Source organism: Actinocorallia aurantiaca, from assembly GCF_039533685.1.
GTDB classification, from domain to species: Bacteria; Actinomycetota; Actinomycetes; order Streptosporangiales; family Streptosporangiaceae; genus Actinocorallia; species Actinocorallia aurantiaca.
Genome location: NZ_BAAATZ010000034.1, coordinates 231,419 through 248,486, shown reverse-complemented (window position 1 = coordinate 248,486; position 17,068 = coordinate 231,419). Strand labels below are relative to the sequence as shown.

General features: G+C 70.4%; 17 protein-coding genes. 10 read left to right on the top strand and 7 right to left on the bottom strand.

Annotated elements, in window-relative coordinates; genetic code table 11:
- Nucleotides 1-60: 60 nt before the first annotated feature.
- From ABD327_RS33790 to ABD327_RS33760, 7 genes are all read left to right on the top strand, one after another.
- The gene (locus tag ABD327_RS33790; RefSeq protein WP_344456992.1) at nucleotides 61-591 is read left to right on the top strand and encodes a carboxymuconolactone decarboxylase family protein; all 531 of its coding nucleotides are present in this window, start codon (nucleotides 61-63) and stop codon (nucleotides 589-591) included.
- Nucleotides 592-595: 4 nt separating this feature from the next.
- Nucleotides 596-1,867 (top strand): aromatic ring-hydroxylating oxygenase subunit alpha, encoded by a 1,272-nt coding sequence (locus tag ABD327_RS33785; RefSeq protein ID WP_344456989.1) that lies wholly within the window; start codon nucleotides 596-598, stop codon nucleotides 1,865-1,867.
- Entirely contained in the window at nucleotides 1,854-2,174 is a 321-nt protein-coding gene (locus ABD327_RS33780; protein WP_344456986.1) for a hypothetical protein, read from the top strand. The genes ABD327_RS33785 and ABD327_RS33780 overlap by 14 nt, the downstream gene beginning before the upstream one ends.
- A gap of 2 nt (nucleotides 2,175-2,176) precedes the next feature.
- On the top strand, nucleotides 2,177-3,385 hold the full coding sequence (locus ABD327_RS33775; protein WP_344456984.1) for a metal-dependent hydrolase family protein: 1,209 nt from the start codon (nucleotides 2,177-2,179) through the stop codon (nucleotides 3,383-3,385).
- Nucleotides 3,375-3,794 (top strand): nuclear transport factor 2 family protein, encoded by a 420-nt coding sequence (locus tag ABD327_RS33770; RefSeq protein ID WP_344456982.1) that lies wholly within the window; start codon nucleotides 3,375-3,377, stop codon nucleotides 3,792-3,794. Before ABD327_RS33775 ends, ABD327_RS33770 begins: the two co-directional genes overlap by 11 nt.
- 6 nt (nucleotides 3,795-3,800) lie before the next feature.
- Nucleotides 3,801-4,892 (top strand): acyl-CoA dehydrogenase family protein, encoded by a 1,092-nt coding sequence (locus tag ABD327_RS33765; protein ID WP_344456979.1) that lies wholly within the window; start codon nucleotides 3,801-3,803, stop codon nucleotides 4,890-4,892.
- A 121-nt stretch (nucleotides 4,893-5,013) separates the two neighbouring features.
- Nucleotides 5,014-5,826, top strand: a complete 813-nt coding sequence (locus ABD327_RS33760) for an acyl-CoA dehydrogenase family protein (RefSeq protein WP_344456976.1) — start codon at nucleotides 5,014-5,016, stop codon at nucleotides 5,824-5,826.
- Between the two features lie 57 nt (nucleotides 5,827-5,883).
- Here ABD327_RS33760 and ABD327_RS33755 read toward each other — a convergent pair whose 3' ends face one another.
- Together ABD327_RS33755 and ABD327_RS33750 are read right to left on the bottom strand one after the other, a co-directional pair.
- Complete coding sequence (locus ABD327_RS33755) at nucleotides 5,884-6,666, bottom strand: enoyl-CoA hydratase (RefSeq protein ID WP_344456973.1); 783 nt, start codon at nucleotides 6,664-6,666, stop codon at nucleotides 5,884-5,886.
- Between the two features lie 10 nt (nucleotides 6,667-6,676).
- Nucleotides 6,677-7,852: an acyl-CoA dehydrogenase family protein gene (locus tag ABD327_RS33750; RefSeq protein ID WP_344456970.1), complete on the bottom strand. Its 1,176-nt coding sequence runs from the start codon at nucleotides 7,850-7,852 to the stop codon at nucleotides 6,677-6,679.
- Between the two features lie 161 nt (nucleotides 7,853-8,013).
- Here ABD327_RS33750 and ABD327_RS33745 point away from each other — a divergent pair, with 161 nt between their 5' ends.
- Nucleotides 8,014-8,700: a TetR/AcrR family transcriptional regulator gene (locus ABD327_RS33745; protein ID WP_344456967.1), complete on the top strand. Its 687-nt coding sequence runs from the start codon at nucleotides 8,014-8,016 to the stop codon at nucleotides 8,698-8,700.
- Between the two features lie 48 nt (nucleotides 8,701-8,748).
- Nucleotides 8,749-9,588, top strand: coding sequence for an acyl-CoA thioesterase (locus ABD327_RS33740; protein ID WP_344456965.1), 840 nt, complete (start codon nucleotides 8,749-8,751; stop codon nucleotides 9,586-9,588).
- A 452-nt stretch (nucleotides 9,589-10,040) separates the two neighbouring features.
- Here the strand turns inward: ABD327_RS33740 and ABD327_RS33735 are convergent, their stop codons facing one another.
- Complete coding sequence (locus ABD327_RS33735) at nucleotides 10,041-11,489, bottom strand: ATP-binding protein (protein ID WP_344456963.1); 1,449 nt, start codon at nucleotides 11,487-11,489, stop codon at nucleotides 10,041-10,043.
- 259 nt (nucleotides 11,490-11,748) lie between these two features.
- Between ABD327_RS33735 and ABD327_RS33730 the strand changes: the two genes are divergently transcribed.
- Nucleotides 11,749-12,504: an SGNH/GDSL hydrolase family protein gene (locus tag ABD327_RS33730; protein ID WP_344456961.1), complete on the top strand. Its 756-nt coding sequence runs from the start codon at nucleotides 11,749-11,751 to the stop codon at nucleotides 12,502-12,504.
- A 175-nt stretch (nucleotides 12,505-12,679) separates the two neighbouring features.
- On the opposite strand, the gene ABD327_RS33725 is transcribed toward ABD327_RS33730, so the two are convergent.
- From ABD327_RS33725 to ABD327_RS33710, 4 genes are all read right to left on the bottom strand, one after another.
- Complete coding sequence (locus ABD327_RS33725; protein WP_344456959.1) at nucleotides 12,680-13,168, bottom strand: GNAT family N-acetyltransferase; 489 nt, start codon at nucleotides 13,166-13,168, stop codon at nucleotides 12,680-12,682.
- Between the two features lie 56 nt (nucleotides 13,169-13,224).
- Nucleotides 13,225-14,124: a methylmalonyl Co-A mutase-associated GTPase MeaB gene (meaB, locus tag ABD327_RS33720; protein ID WP_344456957.1), complete on the bottom strand. Its 900-nt coding sequence runs from the start codon at nucleotides 14,122-14,124 to the stop codon at nucleotides 13,225-13,227.
- A 303-nt stretch (nucleotides 14,125-14,427) separates the two neighbouring features.
- Nucleotides 14,428-15,570: a thiolase family protein gene (locus ABD327_RS33715; protein ID WP_344456955.1), complete on the bottom strand. Its 1,143-nt coding sequence runs from the start codon at nucleotides 15,568-15,570 to the stop codon at nucleotides 14,428-14,430.
- Nucleotides 15,563-16,990 (bottom strand): class I adenylate-forming enzyme family protein, encoded by a 1,428-nt coding sequence (locus tag ABD327_RS33710; RefSeq protein WP_344456953.1) that lies wholly within the window; start codon nucleotides 16,988-16,990, stop codon nucleotides 15,563-15,565. Before ABD327_RS33710 ends, ABD327_RS33715 begins: the two co-directional genes overlap by 8 nt.
- Between the last annotated feature and the right edge of the window lie 78 nt (nucleotides 16,991-17,068).

Here is a 17,068-nt window from a genome sequence, read left to right as displayed (position 1 = left end):
CAGGCGAGAAGGGGTTCACATGAGCATGCGGACCATGGACCCGCGCAGAGGGGGCCCGTGATGCGCACACCCCCGCTGCCCGGCGACCAGTGGGGCGAGGAGGAGGACGCCGCGCTGGCGGGCATGCTGCCCCGGCGGCTCCGCAACCCGGAGGGCGCCGGCAACGCCCTGGGCACCCTCATCCGCCATCCCGAGCTCACCAAGGCATTCCTCGGCCTGAACGTGCACCTGCTGTTCCGCTCCACGCTGCCGCCCCGCCTGCGCGAGCTGGCGATCCTGCGGATCGCCAAGCGCCGCGACTGCTCCTACGAGTGGCTCCACCACGTACTGGTGGCCGCCAAGGAGGGCATGACCGAGGCCGAGATCGAGGCCGCGGGCGAGGGCAGGGCCGACGGGGAGCTCGAGCGCGCCGTCCTCCGCGCCGTCGACGAGCTCGACGGCGACTCCAACCTGTCCGACCTCACCTGGGCCGAGCTCAGCGAGCACCTCGACGAGCGCCAGCGCATGGACCTGATCTTCACGATCGGCACCTACATCACGCTCTCCATCGCCTTCAACGCCCTCGGCGTCCGACCCGAACACGAAAGGTAGACCCGTGCCCCACTTCGCCAAGCCGCCGGCGGGCAGCTGGACCGAGCAGTACCCCGAGCTCGGCACCGCTCCCGTCGACTACACCGACTCCATCGACCCGGCCTTCTACGAGGCCGAGCGCGAGGCCATCTTCAAGAAGACCTGGCTGAACGTGGGACGGGTGGAGCTGCTGCCCAAGACCGGCAGCTACTTCACCAAGGAGCTGCCGGTCGCGGACACCTCGCTGATCCTGGTGCGGGGCAAGGACAAGGTCGTCCGGGCTTTCCACAACGTGTGCCGCCACCGCGGCAACAAGCTGGTGTGGAACGACTACCCGAAGGAGGAGGTCAAGGGCACCTGCCGGCAGTTCACCTGCAAGTACCACGCCTGGCGCTACGACCTCGAAGGACAGCTCACCTTCGTCCAGCAGGAGGAGGAGTTCTTCAACCTGGACAAGAGCGACTACGGGCTGAAGGACGTGCGCTGCGAGGTGTGGGAGGGCTTCATCTTCGTCAACCTCGACCCGGACGCCGCTCCTTTGAAGGAGTACCTGGGCGAGATGGGCGAGAGCCTGGAGGGCTACCCCTTCCACGAGATGACCGAGGTCTACACCTACAAGGCCGAGATCGGCAGCAACTGGAAGCTGTTCATCGACGCGTTCGCCGAGTTCTACCACGCGCCGGTGCTGCACCAGAAGCAGGCGGTGAAGGAGGAGGCCGACAAGCTCATGGGCTACGGCTTCGAGGCGCTGCACTACGAGCTGTTCAGCCCGCACTCCATGATCTCCTCCTGGGGCGGCATGGCTCCGCCGAAGGACCCGGGCATGGTCAAGCCCATCGAGCGGGTGCTGCGCAGCGGCCTGTTCGGCCCCTGGGACCGGCCCGACGTCCAGGGCCTGGCCCCCGAAGAGCTCCCGCCGGGCATCAACCCCGCCCGCCACCGGTCCTGGGGCACCGACTCCTTCGAGTTCTTCCCCAACTTCACCCTGCTGTTCTGGGCCCCGGGCTGGTACCTGACCTACCACTACTGGCCCACCGCGGTCGACAGGCACATCTTCGAGGCCAGCCTCTACTTCGTGCCCCCGAAGAACGCCCGCGAGCGACTGGCGCAGGAGCTGGCCGCGGTGACGTTCAAGGAGTACGCCCTCCAGGACGCCAACACCCTGGAGGCCACCCAGACGATGATCGCCTCCAAGGCGGTCACCGAGTTCCCCCTCTGCGACCAGGAGCTCCTCCTGCGTCACCTGCACAAGGTCGTCGGCGACTACGTCAAGGAGAACAACCATGCTGCCCGCTGAGTTCGCGGCCCTGAAGCCGTACGGCGACTGGATCCTGGCCACCGAGCCGGAGCGCTACGCCAAGCGCCTGGCCTCCTCCATGGAGGAGATGCAGGCCTTCTACGACGCCGCCTTCCCCCTGCTGGAAGACGCCATCGCCTACTGCGACAAGTTCCCGCTCACCGACCTCCCCGACGACGCCAAGGCGCTGATGCACCTCATGCAGTCGCTCGTCATGGTCTCCTTCCCCGTCGAGGTCTGGAAGCAGGCCCGCGTCCCCGACAGCGGCGCGGCCTACTGCGACCTGATCGTGGAACCCGTGATCTGACGATGCTGACGCTCAAGGCGGCCGGACTGCTCGACCTCGACACGGGGGAGATCGTCCGGCCCGGCATCCTGCGCATCGAGGGCGACCGGATCGTCGGGGTGGGCGGCGAGCCGGAAGGCGAGATCGTCGACCTGGGCGAGCTGATCCTGCTGCCCGGGCTGATGGACATGGAGGTCAACCTGCTGATGGGCGGACGCGGCGAGACCTTCGCGTTCTCTCCCGTCCAGGACGACCCGGCGCTGCGCATGCTGCGTGCGGTGGGCAACGCCCGCCGCACGCTGCGGGCCGGGTTCACGACCGTCCGCAACCTGGGCCTGTTCGTGAAGACCGGCGGCTACCTGCTGGACGTCGCGCTGGCCAAGGCGATCGACGCCGGCTGGATCGACGGCCCCCGCGTCATCCCGGCCGGGCACGCGATCACCCCGACGGGCGGCCACCTCGACCCGACGATGTTCGCGGCGTTCGCGCCCGGCGTGCTCCCCCTGACGCTGGAGGAGGGCATCGCCAACGGCGTCGACGAGGTCCGCAAGGCCGTCCGGTACCAGATCAAGCACGGCGCGCAGCTGATCAAGGTGTGCTGCTCGGGCGGGGTCATGTCGCACACCGGGCTGCCCGGCGCGCAGCACTACTCCGACGAGGAGCTGCGCGCGATCGTGGACGAGGCGCACCGGCGCGGCCTGAAGGTCGCGGCGCACACCCACGGCGCCGACGCGGTGAAGGCCGCGATCGAGGCGGGCATCGACTGCATCGAGCACGGCTTCCTCATCGACGACGAGGCCATCGAGCTGATGCTCGAGCGCGGCACCTGGCTGGTGCCGACCACCTTCCTGGCCGACGGCATGGACGTCTCCAAGTCGGCGCCCGAACTCCAGGCCAAGGCGGCCGAGATGTTCCCGCGCGCCCGCGAGTCGGTGCGCAAGGCCATCGAGGCCGGGGTGAAGATCGCGGTCGGCACGGACGCCCCCGCCATCCCGCACGGCAAGAACGCCAACGAGCTCGTCGCGCTGGCAGGCCGCGGGATGAGCCCGCTGGAGGTGTTGCGCGCGGCGACCGTCAGAGCCGCCGAGCTGATCGGTGTCACCGACCGAGGCAGGCTCGCCGAGGGCCTGCTCGCCGACGTCATCGGCGTCCCCGGAAACCCCCTGGAAGACATCACCGTCACGCAGAACGTGCGGTTCGTAATGAAAGGCGGAAAGGTCTTTGACCACTGACGACCTGGTGGAGATCCAGCAGCTGCTGGCCAAGTACGCGGTGACCATCACCAAGGGCGACATCGAAGGGCTGGTCTCCGTCTTCACCCCCGACGGCACCTACAGCGCCTTCGGCGACACCTACCCGCTGGACGAGTTCCCCGAGCTGGTCGAGGCCGCGCCCAAGGGCCTGTTCATGACCGGGACCCCGCTCGTCGAGTTCGCCGCGGACGGCGACACGGCGACCGGCACCCAGCCCCTGTGCTTCGTCGACCAGACCGACCACCACATGCGCATCGGCTACTACAGCGACTCCTACACGCGCACCGCCGACGGCTGGCGGCTGCGGACGAGGTCCATGACGTTCATGCGCCGCAGCGGGGACCACGACTCGGGGATCCCGCACGCCCACAAGCGCGCGGACGCCTGAGCCCCCATGGACGTCGCCGAATTCCGGGCGGGCGTGCGGGAGTGGCTCGCCGAGAACGACCTGTCCCCAGGGCCCGACCACTCCCTGGACGGGCAGGTCGCCCAGCTGGCGCGGGTGCGGCGCGCCCTCCACGACGCGGGCTGGATGCGCTACGGCTGGCCCGCCGAGGTGGGCGGGCTCGGAGGGCCCGCCGTGCTGCGGGCCGTGCTCGGCGAGGAGGTCGCCACCCGCGACCTCGCCGAACCGGGGATCTACTCGATGATCGAGGTCCTGGCCCCGACGATGATCTCCTACGCCCGTCCGGAGCTGGCCGCGGAGATGGTCCCGCGGCTGCTCAGCGGGCGGGAGCAGTGGTGCCAGGGCTTCTCCGAGCCCGGATCCGGCAGCGACCTGGCGTCCCTGAGCACCAGAGCCGTCCCGCGCGAGGACGGCTCGTGGACGGTCAGCGGCCAGAAGGTCTGGACGAGCCTCGCCCAGTACTCGGCCCGCTGCGTCCTGCTCACCCGCACCGCGCCGGGCCACGACGGGATCACGGCGTTCTTCGTCGACATGGACACCCCCGGCATCACCGTCCGGCCGCTGCGCACCATGCACGGCGTCGACGAGTTCGCCGAGGTGTTCTTCGACGACGTGGTGGTGCCCGCCGACCGGATGCTCGGGAACCCGGGCGACGGGTGGCGCCTGGCCATGGACCTGCTCCCCCACGAGCGCTCCACCTGCTTCTGGCACCGGATCGCCTACCTGTTCACGCGGCTGGACCGGCTGGTGGACGAGACGGGCATCCCCGACGACGCCGCGCTCGGCTCGGCCTATCTGGCCCTGCACACCGCCCGCTGCCGCTCCCACGGAACCCAGCGGCGGCTGGCCGCCGGAGAGCGGCTCGGCCCGGAGACCTCGGTCGACAAGGTGCTGCTGGCCACCGCCGAACAGCAGCTGTTCGACACCGCCCGGGACCTGCTGCCGGGCGTCCTGGAGCTCACCGACTCGCCGTGGCGCACGGAGTACCTGTACTCGCGGGCGGCGACCATCTACGGCGGCACGGCCGAGATCCAGCGCAACATCATCGCCCGCCGCCTCCTCGACTTGGGAAGGGAGTGACACGCATGGCCCGTGCCGTGAAACGGCCCGGCGGGCGGGGGCCGCTCGCCGGACCCCCGCGGAGGACCGCGCGGACGGCCGCTCCGAGCCTGAACGCGCGACCGGGAGAGGAGGCGGCGGCGTGACCGACGTCGAGATGGACGCAGGAGAAAGGGAGCTGCTCGCCGGGGCGCTGCGCAAGGCCATGGCGACGGCCGCGCACGGACGGGAACTCGACGAGGCCCTCACGGCCCTGGGCTGGCCCGACCTGATCGCAGAGGCGCCGCGGGTCGCCGTCCCGCTCGTCTTCGGGCTGCTCGGGGAGACCGGGGCGCACGCCCCGGTGCTCAACGACGTGCTGCTCCAGGCCGCCGGGAGCCCCCTCGGGGGGACGACCCCCCTCCCCTGCGCGGGAGGCTCCACGGTGCTATGGGAACGCGACGGGCGAGGCGACGGGAACCTGCTGGACGCGGACCTGCCGCTGCGGCACGCCACAGCCGGGGACGTCCCGGGTGGAGCGGCGCTGGCGGCCGGACGGCGGGCACTCGGCTGGTGGCTGCTCGGCGCCGGGCGGGCCATGCTCGCCCTGGCCCGGTCGCACGCGCTGGACCGGGCGCAGTTCGGCCGGCCGATCGCCTCGTTCCAGGCGGTCCGGCACCGGCTCGCCGAGACCCTCGTCGCTTTGGAGGGCGCCGAGGCGACCCTTCTGGCGGCCGACGACGAGCTGGGCTCGTTGCTGGCCAAGGCGGCGGCCGGGCAGGCCGCACTGACCGCCGCCCGGCACTGCCAGCAGGTCCTCGGCGGCATCGGTTTCACCGCCGAGCACGACCTCCACCGGCATGTCCGCCGCGCCCTCGTCCTGGACGGGCTGCTCGGCAGCGCGCGGGAGCTGACCCGCGAGGCCGGGGCACTCATCCGCGAACAGGGCTCCGCTCCGCGGCTCCTTCGTCTTTGAGCGGATCCGAAAGAGAAAGACCGGGCTGATTTCAGCCCGGTCTTTCCCTTTCGACGCTTACTTGAGCTTGGCCTTCATCTCGTCGAGCTTCACCAGGATCGGGTAGCCGCTGACGCTGAGGGCGTTGCCGTGGCCGGTCTGGTGGATGTCGAACACCGACTGGATCGCGGCGTAGAAGCCCTGCACGTCCTGGGTCTGGTTGACCGCACGCTTGGCCTGACGCAAACCGAAGGGAGGCATCTCCGCGATCTGCGCTGCGAGCTCACGGGACGCGGTGTCCAGGTCTGCGCGGGCCACGACGCGGTTGACCATGCCGACCTTCTCGGCCTCCTCGGCCGTCAGGGGACGGCCGGTGAACAAGATCTCCTTGGCCTTACGCGGGCCCAGCTCCCAAGTGTGGCCGTGGTACTCCACCCCGCCGATGCCCATCGTGACGACCGGATCCGAGAACAGGGCGTCCTCGGAGGCGATGATGAGGTCGCACGGCCAGCACAGCAGCAGGCCGCCCGCGATGCAACGGCCCTGCACGGCCGCGATCGACGGCTTGGGCACGTTGCGCCAGCGCAGGGAGTACTCCAGGTAGCGGCGGGACTCGGCGTTGTAGATCCACTCCAGGGTGATCTCGTCGGGGGACGGCCAGCGGTCGTTCAGGTCGTGGCCCGCGGAGAAGTGTTTACCCTCGGCCCGGAGGACGATGACCGCGACGTCCTCGTCCGCCGCGGCCTTCGTCCAGGCGGCGTCGAGTTCGTCCAGGAACTGCATGTTCTGGGCGTTGGCGGCTTCGGGACGGTTGAGGGTGATGGTCGCGATCTTGTCGGCGACCTCGTAGTCGATGTACACGTCGGGCTCCTCAGCCTCGGGGCAGGCCGAGCACCCGCTCGGCGATGATGGTGCGCTGGATCTCGGAGGCGCCGCCGGCGATGGTGCCGGAGAAGCTGCGCGCGTAGCGTTCGAACCAGCCGGCGTAGAAGTCCTCCAGGGTCATGGGGTTGAACGGGGCCGTCCGCGCGGGGTGGGCGAGCGCGTCGGGGCCCGCGGTCTCCAGGGCCGCCTCCGTGGCGCTCTGCACCGCTTCGGAGCCGAACAGCTTGAGGACGGACAGCGCGGCGACATCCTGCTCGCCGCGGGCCGCGCGGGCCAGGGCCGCCGAACCCATCAGCCGCAGGGCCTGGAGGTCCATGACGAGCGTGGCGTACCGGTCGCGGCCGAGCACGCCGTCGGGGCGGAAGTCCTGGGTGAGGTCTTCCAGGCGTTCGGCGAAGCCCAGCCACAGCAGGGTGCGCTCGTGGCCGAGGGAGCCGTTGGCGACCGTCCAGCCCTGGTTCAGCTCACCGACGAGGTTCTCCGCGGGGACCTCGGCGTTCTCGAAGAAGACCTCGTTGAAGTCCAGGTCGGCGGGGCCGATGAGCGAGCCGAACGGGCGGCGGGTCACCCCGGGCGTGTCCGTGGGGATGATCAGCACGCTGATGCCCTTGTGCTTGGGCGCGTCCGGGTCGGTGCGGACGAAGGTGAGGATGAAGTCGGCGTCGTGCGCGCCGGACGTCCAGACCTTCTGCCCGTTCACCCTGAAGCGGTCGCCCTCCAGCACCGCGCGGGTGCGCAGGGACGCCAGGTCGGAGCCCGCGCCGGGCTCGCTCATGCCGAGCGCGGCGGTCTTCTCCGCGCGCAGGACGGGGACGGCCCAGCGGTGCTTCTGCTCCTCGGTGCCGAAGGACAGCAGCGAGGCGGCGATGATGCCCAGCCCCTGCGGGTTGAAGCTGTGGTAGATCCGGCGCCGGGCCAGTTCCTCCAGGTGCACGTACTGCTGGAGGAGGCTCGCGTCGCGGCCGCCGAACTCCGGCGGGTTGCCGGGCAGCAGCCAGCCCTCGTCGAACAGCAGCCGCTGCCAGCGGCGCGCCCATTCGGGGATGTGGGCGGTGGAGCGGGGCCGCTCCAGGGACTCCGCCCCCCGGGGCAGGTGCTCGTCGAGGAAGGCCGCGAACTCGGCGCGGAAGGCCTCGACGTCGGTCTCAAAGGACAGCTGCACGGGTGGTCCTCCGCACGAAGAAGTCTCCTCGGTTCAGGTTTGGGGAAACGGCTTTGCGAGAATATCATTCTCATTTGATGAAAGTAAGGGTCTCGCCACGGTTCAACGACACACGACGAAGGCACAGGCGGCCTGCCGATACTGTGCAGTAAGGTTTACCTATGGCGCAGAAGACGGATCCGCCCGCGAACACCCTGAGTGAAGAGCCGGCCTGGAAGCAACGCGCGATCGAGCGCTCCACCAAGGCAGCCAAACTCCGCGCCGAGCAGAGAGTGGAGCGGTTCCTCGACGCGGCCCAGGCCATCATCACGGAGAAGGGCACCACCGACTTCACCGTGCAGGAGGTGGTGGATCGGTCCCGCCAGTCCCTCCGCAGCTTCTACCAGCACTTCGACGGCAAGCACGAGCTCCTGCTCGCCCTCTTCGAGGACGCCCTGCGGCGGTCGGCCGACCAGATCCACGCCGCCGCGGCGGGCCACACCGACCCCCTGCTCCGGCTCAAGGTCGCCGTCCAGCTGCTGTTCGAGCTCTGCCGCCCCGACCCCGACGCGCAGCGCCCCCTGTTCACCGACTTCGCCCCGCAGCTGCTGCTCTCCCACCCCACCGAGGTGAAGGTGGCGCACTCCCCGCTCCTCAGCCTGTTCACCGAGCTGATGACCGAGGCCGAGGCCGCCGGCGAGCTGCACCCAGACGCCAAGCCCCGCCGCCTCGCCGCCCTGACGATGCAGACCGTCATGTTCAACGCCCAGGCCGGCGGCGGCGCCCCCGAGGACGGAAGTGACGACGCCCACGTCATCACCGCCGACGAGGTGTGGGAGTTCTGCTCGCAGGGATTCTCGCGCCACTAGACGAGAACCCCATTCTCAAATTTCGACATTCCCCCTTACAATCGGGGCATGTCTCTCACCAGCACGCCCGAACAGCCCTCGCCTTCCCCTGAACTCTGGGGAGACCTCCTTTCCTGCCTGGAGCTGCGCGCGCCGGCCGAGGAGGCTTTCGCCTTCGAAGGACGCAACCAGCGCCTGAAGTACCACCGGCTGTTCGGCGGCCAGCTCCTGGCCCAGTTCGCCCGAGCCGCGGCCCTCACCTGTCCGGAAAAGGCCGTCAAGTCCCTGCACGCTCTGTTCCCTCGCGCCGGCACCTCCGAGGAGCCCGTCCGCTACGAGGTCGAGCGCCACCACGAGGGCCGCGCCTTCGCCACCCTGACGATCACCGCCCGCCAGAGCAAGGGCGCCATAGCCACCGCCTCGGTCTCGATGCACGCCGCCGAGAACGGTCTCGACCACCAGACGACCGAGCCCGTCCCCTCGCTCCCGGACGCCGAACACCGGGTGGACCTCGACTTGATCCCCTGGGAGACCCGCACCTCCGCCGACCTGGACTCCCCCAAGCAGGAGACGCCAGAACTCGAACTCTGGATGCGCACCCCGCAGGTCGACGAGGCACTGGCCCCCGCCCTCGCCGCCTACGCCACCGACCTGACCCTCATCGGCACGGCCCTGCGCCCCGTGGAGGGAGTCAGCCAGCGCGACTCCGGCACGGCCTTCGCCTCCGCCGTCACCTCCCACACCCTCTGGTTCCACCGCCCCTTCCGCACCGACGACTGGCTCCTCCTCCGCCAGCACAGCCCGATCCTCGCCCACGGCCGCTCCTTCGGCCGAGGCGACGTCCTCACCGCGACCGGCACCCTCGTCGCCTCTTACGCACAGGAGGCCTTGCTGCGTTTTCAGAGCTGAGGCAAGGAGGAACTTCCCGCCAGTCTCTTCAATGCGAGGCCCCAGACCCCGAGCGAGGAGCTCTACCCCTCCCGATCCACACCATGCCGAGTCTTTCTTCGGTCCCGTCCAGGAATGTTCGATCGTGTTCACCCAGGAGCGTCAGTGCGCTTCGTCGGTGCTCCCGAGCCTGGCGGCTCGTCCGTCCTGCTGTCAACGGGAGTCCCACCAGCGTGAGGCTTCGTCGTCCGGGGTCTCCGGGCTTGCGAAGTAGAAGGGCAGGCGGACGGTCCGCCCCTCTTCCTACGCCGGGCAACCAGGCCTCGGGCTCCGGCAACGTGGTTCGGCGTCGCATGCGACGCATCGACGGCGACACGATGGAAGAACAGCGCTCGCAAGCTTCTGGCAGCAGGGCTAGATCATGGTGATCGAACTGTCTACCCGAAGGTTTCTCCGTCTGCGGAGGTGAACGCTCAATCTCGCCAGGCGCCGACCATCTCCTCGGGGCCCCAGAGGAGGCCGATGTCGCCGGGGTCGATGTCCGGGGACAGGCCGGTGAGGGAGGAGACCGCCAGGGCTGTGGAGGCGGGGTCGTATCCGGGGATCTGCACGACGCCTCTGCGCAGGGCGGCCAGGTCGTGGGCGTCGAAGGGGGCCGCCAGCCATTTCACGGAGCCGGCGAAGAAGATCCGTCTGGCGACCGGAGCGCGGTCGGCGCCGACCAGATCTATCTCCGGGTCGAACTGGCGGTTCCACCAGCCGCCGACGGCCTCGGCTTCCGGCCAGGGGAGGTCGCCTGACAGGGCCGCCAGCTCCAAGGACTGTCGGACCAGGGGTTCGACCGCGCGGCCGCGCCAAGTCGTCCAGCGCCGTTCGATCAGCCGGAATCCCGCAGCGGGACGGCCACGACGCGCCTGTTCCTGTACCGCACGGAGCATTCCCAAATAGAGGCGGAGATTGCTGTCGGCCACCCGGTAGAGCGCCGGCTTGCCCGGCCGGGACGACACGGGTTCGTCCAGGGCCAGGATGTGCTTCTCCTCGGTCAGCCTGCGCAGCAACGGTGACAGGGTGCCGGAGGGCAGCGTGCTCTCCCGGCTTCCCGCCGTCGCGGCGATGTTCGCGTGGGTCCGGTCCCCCGCACCGATCGCCTCCAGGACCCGGCGTGAGACATCCGGGTTCGGGAACTCCGACATCAGTGCGGCCTCCGGCACACCGAACACGGCTGCGGCCGGATCCTCGGCCTCTTCGCGGAGGAAGTCCATCGCGGGCATCCCGTGCGGCCAGGTTCGTATGATGCCGGGCAGCCCACCGGTCACCAAGTGGGCGTCGATCGCGTCCGGTGGGGTGAGGCCGAGAGCGTCACCGACGTCGGCGGGGTTCAGCGGGCCGAGGGTCAGGTTGTCCGCGCGGCCGAAGAAAGGCCGGTCGTAAGCGGTCAACCGTTCCATCATGTGCAGGTCGCTTCCCAAGAGCAGCAGAAGGACCGGACGGGAGGACAGCAGGCGGTCCCACGCGGTCTGCAACGCACCGTCGAAAAGGCCGTCCTGCTCCGACAGCCACGGCACCTCGTCCAGGACCACGATGCACGGCCGTCGGGGAAGGGCTGCCGCCAGTATCCGGAAGGCATCCGGCCAGCTTCCGCCGACCGCCGTCGGCACCAGTTCCGCGTCGTCGGGAAGCCCTGACTCCCGCAGATCACCGAGGAACGAAGCGACCGCCTCGACCGGCGAGGCGCCCTTGGTCGCCGTCGAGAACAGGTAGGGCACCGTGGAGCGGTCGCAGAACTCCTGCACCAACCGAGACTTACCCACCTGGCGACGGCCGCGCAATGCGACGGCGACCCCTGATCCGGAGTCTTCGACACGCCGCAGTCTCTTGGCCAGCAGCGCCAACTCGGTCTTCCTGCCGATGAAACCGTTCACCGCGACTCCAGTGTAGGCAAAATCTATGTAGATGGAGTCTACATAGACTGGGCTCCCTTCTGCGGCGTTTGGCGTAGTCGCTCTGGTCGATCACATGCTTCTCCCCTGGCCTCGCATCGCCGGGAGCCGGATACTGGCCTGAAGATGATCCCGGGTCCGAAGTGACGCGCCGGGGAGATCATCGACGTGCGGGCGATTCCGTGCGGCGGGAGACGAGAGGAGGACGGGGGCCTCCCTCAGGGGTGGTTCCGCACCGGCCATGGGTCAGATCGGGATTCGCTACAGTCGGCCGCTCGCCTTCGCGATGGCGCCGGTCCTTCTTCCGCAGGGGATGCTGGTGCGCGGCAGGACGCCGAGGCTGCCCGAGGCCGGAGGGGAGCGCACCGGGGCCGAGGGCGCCGAGCACGCGGCCTCCGCCGAGCCGTTGTCGGTGCTCGTGTTCGGGGAGTCGACGGCGGCGGGGGTCGGTGTCGCGCGGCAGGCCGAAGGTCTCGCGCCCGCTCTGGCCTCGCGGCTCGCGCAGCTCAATCGCCGGCCGGTGAACTGGCGGGTGGTGGGCCGCTCCGGCTGCACCGCGCGGCAGGCGCTGTCCCGGCTCGTCCCCGAGATCGAAGGCGGGCCGTTCGACATCGTCGTGGTCGCGCTGGGCATCAACGACCTGCTGACGCTGCGATCGGCGGGGGCGTGGCGGGAAGACGTCGTCGAGCTCGCCGCCGCGTTGCGCCCGCGGCTCCGGCCGGCCGGCGTCATCGTGCTGACCGGGATCCCCGACGTCAGCGACTTCCCGGCGCTCCCCCAGCCGATGCGCGGCATCATGGCGCTGCACGCCCGCCGCCTCGACCTCGGCCTCGACCGGATCGCGCGGAACGACCCCGATGTCATCCACGTCATGGCGCCGGCCGTCCCCCGCACCGAGGGCTCGATGTACGCCTCCGACGGCTTCCACCCGGGGCCCGGGGGCTATCGGCTCTGGGGTGAGCACCTCGCCGAAGTGCTCACCGTCCTGCCCGCCTGAGTCCGCTCTCCGAAGCCGGGAAGTTCGGCGGGTGGTTCGGCTGGCGGTCTGTCAGGATCGTGGGGTCGAGGCTCGTTCGTCACGGAGATCCGCGGGCGTGGCGGGCCGGTCCTCTCGGAGAGAGGCCGCGGGGCTGGAGTAGGTCGCCCGGGTCGAGTCCGTTTCGCGGGGCCTGTCAGAGGGCGCGGTACATGATGTGCAAGCCGACGTAGCCCCTCACCGGGTGGAGGAAGCCCTCCGGGACGGTGCCGATCACCTCGAATCCGAGTCGCCGGTACAGCCGCACCGCGGTCTCGTTCGTCTCCACCACCGCGTTGAACTGCATCGCGCGGAAACCCGCCGTGCGGGCCCATTCCAGGGTGTACTCGCACAGCGCGCGGCCCACACCACGTCCGGAATGTCGTGGATCGACCATGTAGCTGGCGCTCGCGATGTGCGAGCCGTTGCCCCGCTGGTTCCTGTTCATCTTCGCGGTTCCCAGGACCGTGCCGTCGTCGCCGACGGCGACGACCGTGCGGTCGGGGTCGGGCAGCAGCCACCAGCCGCGCCCCTCTTCCCGGTCGAGGTCGAGCGGGTAGGTGAAGGTCTCACCGGCGGCGGTGATCTCGTGGAAGAACGGCCATATCGCGGGCCAGTCCTCCGCGGTGGCCTCCCGGATCAACATCCGCCCAGTGTGCCACGGCCCTGAGGCCGCCCGGATTCCGAACGGTGGGCGGCGGATCAGGATGGCGATATGGCCTCGTCGGAGGGGCGGCGCAGGAGAAGGTCGGCTGCGGTGTAGGCGTCGTGACGGCCCGCCGCGACGTCCGCGGCCAGGCGGGCGAGGACGGGGTGGGCACGCAGGCGGGTCTGGGCCAGGGAGAGGATCTGGGCGTGGGCGCGGGCCGTGCGGCGTTCCGGGGTGTCGGTGCGGTGGTGGGCGTCGATCGCCTCCACCAGGGCGGCCAGGCCCTCGCCCTTGGACGCCACGAGGGTGAGGATCGGGGTGTCGGTCTCCATGTGCAGGTCGCGGACGGTCTGCTGGGCGCCGTCGCGGTCGGCCTTGTTGACCACCAGGAGGTCGGCCACCTCCAGCAGGCCCGCCTTCGCGGCTTGGACGGCGTCGCCGGCTCCGGGGGTGAGGACGACGATGGTGGGGTCGGCCACGGCGGCTATCTCGATCTCGGACTGGCCTACTCCCACCGTCTCCACCAGCACCAGGTCGTAGGACAGGGTCGCCAGCACCCGGACGGCGGCCGGGACCGCGGCGGCGAGGCCGCCCAGGTGGCCTCGGGTCGCCAGGGAGCGGATGAGCACTCCGGGGTCGGTCGTGTGGGCGGCCATGCGGATCCGGTCGCCCAGCAGCGCGCCGCCGCTGTAAGGGGACGACGGGTCGACCGCGAGCACCGCCACCCGGAGGCCCTTCTCCCGGTACGCGCCGACCAGGGCCGCGACGGTCGTCGACTTGCCCGCGCCGGGCGGGCCCGTCAGGCCGATGACCCGGATGGAGGTCGTCTCGGGGGGCGGGCCCAGGGCCGCCAGCACCTCCTCCCTGCGCGCGTCCTCGACGAGGCTCAGCAGCCGTCCGGTCGCGCGAAGGGAACCGCCGCGCGCGGCGGCGAGGAGTTCGGGGATGTTCACAAGGCCTCATCGAGCGGTAGGAGTTCGCCGAACCTCATCAGTGGGCTCCATGTCCGTGCTGCGGAGGTCACCGTCTTCCGGGACAGGAGCGAGGACCCGGAAAGGGCCCGGCTCGGAGGACGGCGACATCTCCTCCTCGCACGTGTCTCCCAGGAGACTCAGCGGCCGGGCACGCGAGACGGGACGTCACGTTCCACGGCGGCCGGGTGAGGGACGTTCGTGAGGCATCGCCGGGGGAAAGGGTGGCTGGAGCGAGAACCGGAACCGAGGGGCCCTCACTCCAGCCGGGTGGGAATGACGGAATCACGGGGCGGGGACCTCGATGACCGTGGCCGAGCCCATTCCGCCGCCCGCGCACATGGCGGCGACGCCGATGCCGCCGCCTCGGCGGCGGAGTTCGTGGACGAGGGTGACGAGCATGCGGGAGCCGGTGGCGGCGACCGGGTGGCCGAGGGAGCAGCCGCTGCCGTTCACGTTCACGCGCTGGGGGTCGATGCCGAGTAGGCCGATGGTGGCGACGCACATGGCGGCGAACGCCTCGTTGATCTCGAAGAGGTCGACGTCCCCGAGTGCCAGGCCCGCGCGGGAGAGGGCCTTGGGGATGGCCTTCACGGGGGCCAGGCCCGTCTCGGCGGGGTCCACGCCGACGGAGGCCCAGGAGCGGATGGTGGCCAGGGCGGGCAGGCCGAGGCGGTCGCTGGCCACGACCATCGCGGCTGCGGCGTCGTTGGCGCCGCAGGCGTTGCCCGCGGTGATGCTGAAGCCCTCGATCTCGGGGTGGAGTGGCTTGAGCGAGGCGAGCTTCTCCAGGGTCGTCTCGCGGCGTGGGTGCTCGTCCACGGAGAAGAGGCCGTGCGGGGTGTCGATCGGGACGATCTCCGCGTCGAAGCGGCCCTCGTCGATGGCGCGGATGGCGTTGCGGTGCGAGCGCAGGGCCCAGGCGTCCATCTCCTCGCGGGAGACGCCCGCCTTGACCGCCGCGTTCCAGCCCACGGTGATCGACATGTCGAGGTTGGGGGCGTCCGGGCGGTCCGGGTGGGTGGGCGGGTTCCAGGGGTCGACCCACTCCCCGTCCACCTGGAACCTCGACCTCGGGCCGGTGGAGGAGGAGTTCACGCCTCCGGCGATGATGAGCTCGTCCATGCCGGCGCGGATGCTCGCGGCGGCGTGCTGGACGGACGACAGGCCCGCGGCGCAGTGCCGGTTCTGGGCCAGGCCGGGGGCCGAGGTCAGGCCGGCGGTCACCGCGGCGTGCCGTGCCACGACGCCGCCCCCGTAGAGGGCCTCGCCGAGGATCACGTCGTCTACCTGGGCCGGGTCGAGGCCCTTCGCCGCGGCCGTGACGATGTGGTGGGCGAGGTCGTAGGCGTTGGTGTCGCGCAGCGTCCCCTTCCTGGCGGTGCCGATGGGGGTGCGCAGGGCGGACACGATGACCGCTTCAGGCATGGGTGTTCTCCAACTCTGTCAGCAGGACGCGGCGCAGCAGCTTCCCGGTGTCGGTCTTGGGGAGTTCCTCGCGGGTGACGACGCTGTCGGGGGTCTTGGAGGAGCGGAGGCGGTCCTTGACCCAGCGCTTCAGCTCGTCCTCGCCCGGCACGGCGGCTCCCGTCGTGTGCACGACGAAGGCGACGATCCGCTGCCCCCACTCCTCGTCGGGGACTCCGACCACCACCGCCTCGTTGACGGCGGGATGGGTGAGGAGGACGTCCTCGATCTCGGCGGGGGCGATGTTCTCGCCGCCGCGGATGATGGTGTCGTCGGCGCGGCCCTCGATGAACAGGTAGCCCTCGGCGTCCAGACGGCCGCGGTCTCGGGTGGGGAACCAGCCGCCGGAGTCCAGGACGCTCCGGCCGCTGTACTCGCCGGAGATCTGGTCGCCCCGCACGAACACCAGCCCGATCTCGTCCGGTCCGAGCGGTTCGCCCTCCTCCGAGCGAATCTGGAACTCCACTCCCGGTACTGGACGGCCCACTGATCCCAGGCGCGCCCGTACCGCCGGGTCGTCCGACGACATGGCCTTGCGGTGGTCTCCGGGTCCGAGGACGGCGACCGAGGAGGCCGTCTCCGTCAGCCCGTAGGCGTTGACGAACCCCGTGGTGGAGAAGACTTTCAAAGCCCGTTCCAGGACGGGTTGCGGCATCCGCGAACCGCCGTACGCGAGGTTGGCCAGCGTCGGCGTCCGTGCGTCGTCGCCCTCCACCACGTCGACGATGCGGGCCAGCATCGTCGGGACGAGCAGCGCGTGCGTGACGGCCTCCCGGCGGACGGTCTCCAGCCACTCGACCGGGTCGAACGCGGACAGGTAGACGACCCGGCGGCCGGTGTAGATGTTCGTCAGGAGGTTCGCCAGACCGGCGATGTGGTACGGCGGAACCGCGACGAGCGCCGCCGCGCCCTCGTCCGCCGACGCGAACTCCAGGGTGTTCAGCACGTACGCGAGCAGGTGCTTGTGCCGCAGCACTGCGGCCTTGGGCTCGGAGGTCGTCCCGCTGGTGTAGAGCAGCACGGCGACGGCGTCCTGGTCCATGGGTGTGACCGGCTCCTCCCCCCGCGGGGCGGCGCCCGTGGTTTCGAGGAACCCGTCGAGGTCTCCGGACTTCAGGACGAGGGCGCCGGGGTGGCGGGCCTGGAGGCCGTCCAGCTGGTGCTCGCCCAGCCGGTAGTTCATGGGCACGAAGGGCACGCCGGCGATCGCCGCCCCGAAGAGCGCGACGGGGTAGGCCAGATGGTTCGTGCCCAGGTACAGGACGGCCGGGTAGTCGCGGAACCGGTCGGCGGCGGAGCGGGCGAGGCCCAGGAGCTCGGGGGCGGTGAGCGTGCGGCCGTCGGCCGTCACCACCGGCCGGTCTCCGGCCGATGCCGCCATCTCTAGGATCATGGTGATATTCATGAGAATGCTATTCTCTCAAATCAAGAGCTTGGGTTGCAAGAGAGGGAAACGCCA

Coding starts and splice junctions, on each gene's coding strand:
- ABD327_RS33765 (WP_344456979.1), top strand. CDS start 3,801: ATGGACGTCGCCGAATTCCGGGCGGGCGTGCGGGAGTGGCTCGCCGAG.
- ABD327_RS33780 (WP_344456986.1), top strand. CDS start 1,854: ATGCTGCCCGCTGAGTTCGCGGCCCTGAAGCCGTACGGCGACTGGATC.
- ABD327_RS33725 (WP_344456959.1), bottom strand. CDS start 13,168: ATGTTGATCCGGGAGGCCACCGCGGAGGACTGGCCCGCGATATGGCCG.
- ABD327_RS33730 (WP_344456961.1), top strand. CDS start 11,749: ATGGGTCAGATCGGGATTCGCTACAGTCGGCCGCTCGCCTTCGCGATG.
- ABD327_RS33775 (WP_344456984.1), top strand. CDS start 2,177: ATGCTGACGCTCAAGGCGGCCGGACTGCTCGACCTCGACACGGGGGAG.
- ABD327_RS33715 (WP_344456955.1), bottom strand. CDS start 15,570: ATGCCTGAAGCGGTCATCGTGTCCGCCCTGCGCACCCCCATCGGCACC.
- ABD327_RS33745 (WP_344456967.1), top strand. CDS start 8,014: ATGGCGCAGAAGACGGATCCGCCCGCGAACACCCTGAGTGAAGAGCCG.
- ABD327_RS33790 (WP_344456992.1), top strand. CDS start 61: ATGCGCACACCCCCGCTGCCCGGCGACCAGTGGGGCGAGGAGGAGGAC.
- ABD327_RS33740 (WP_344456965.1), top strand. CDS start 8,749: ATGTCTCTCACCAGCACGCCCGAACAGCCCTCGCCTTCCCCTGAACTC.
- ABD327_RS33710 (WP_344456953.1), bottom strand. CDS start 16,990: ATGGCGGCATCGGCCGGAGACCGGCCGGTGGTGACGGCCGACGGCCGC.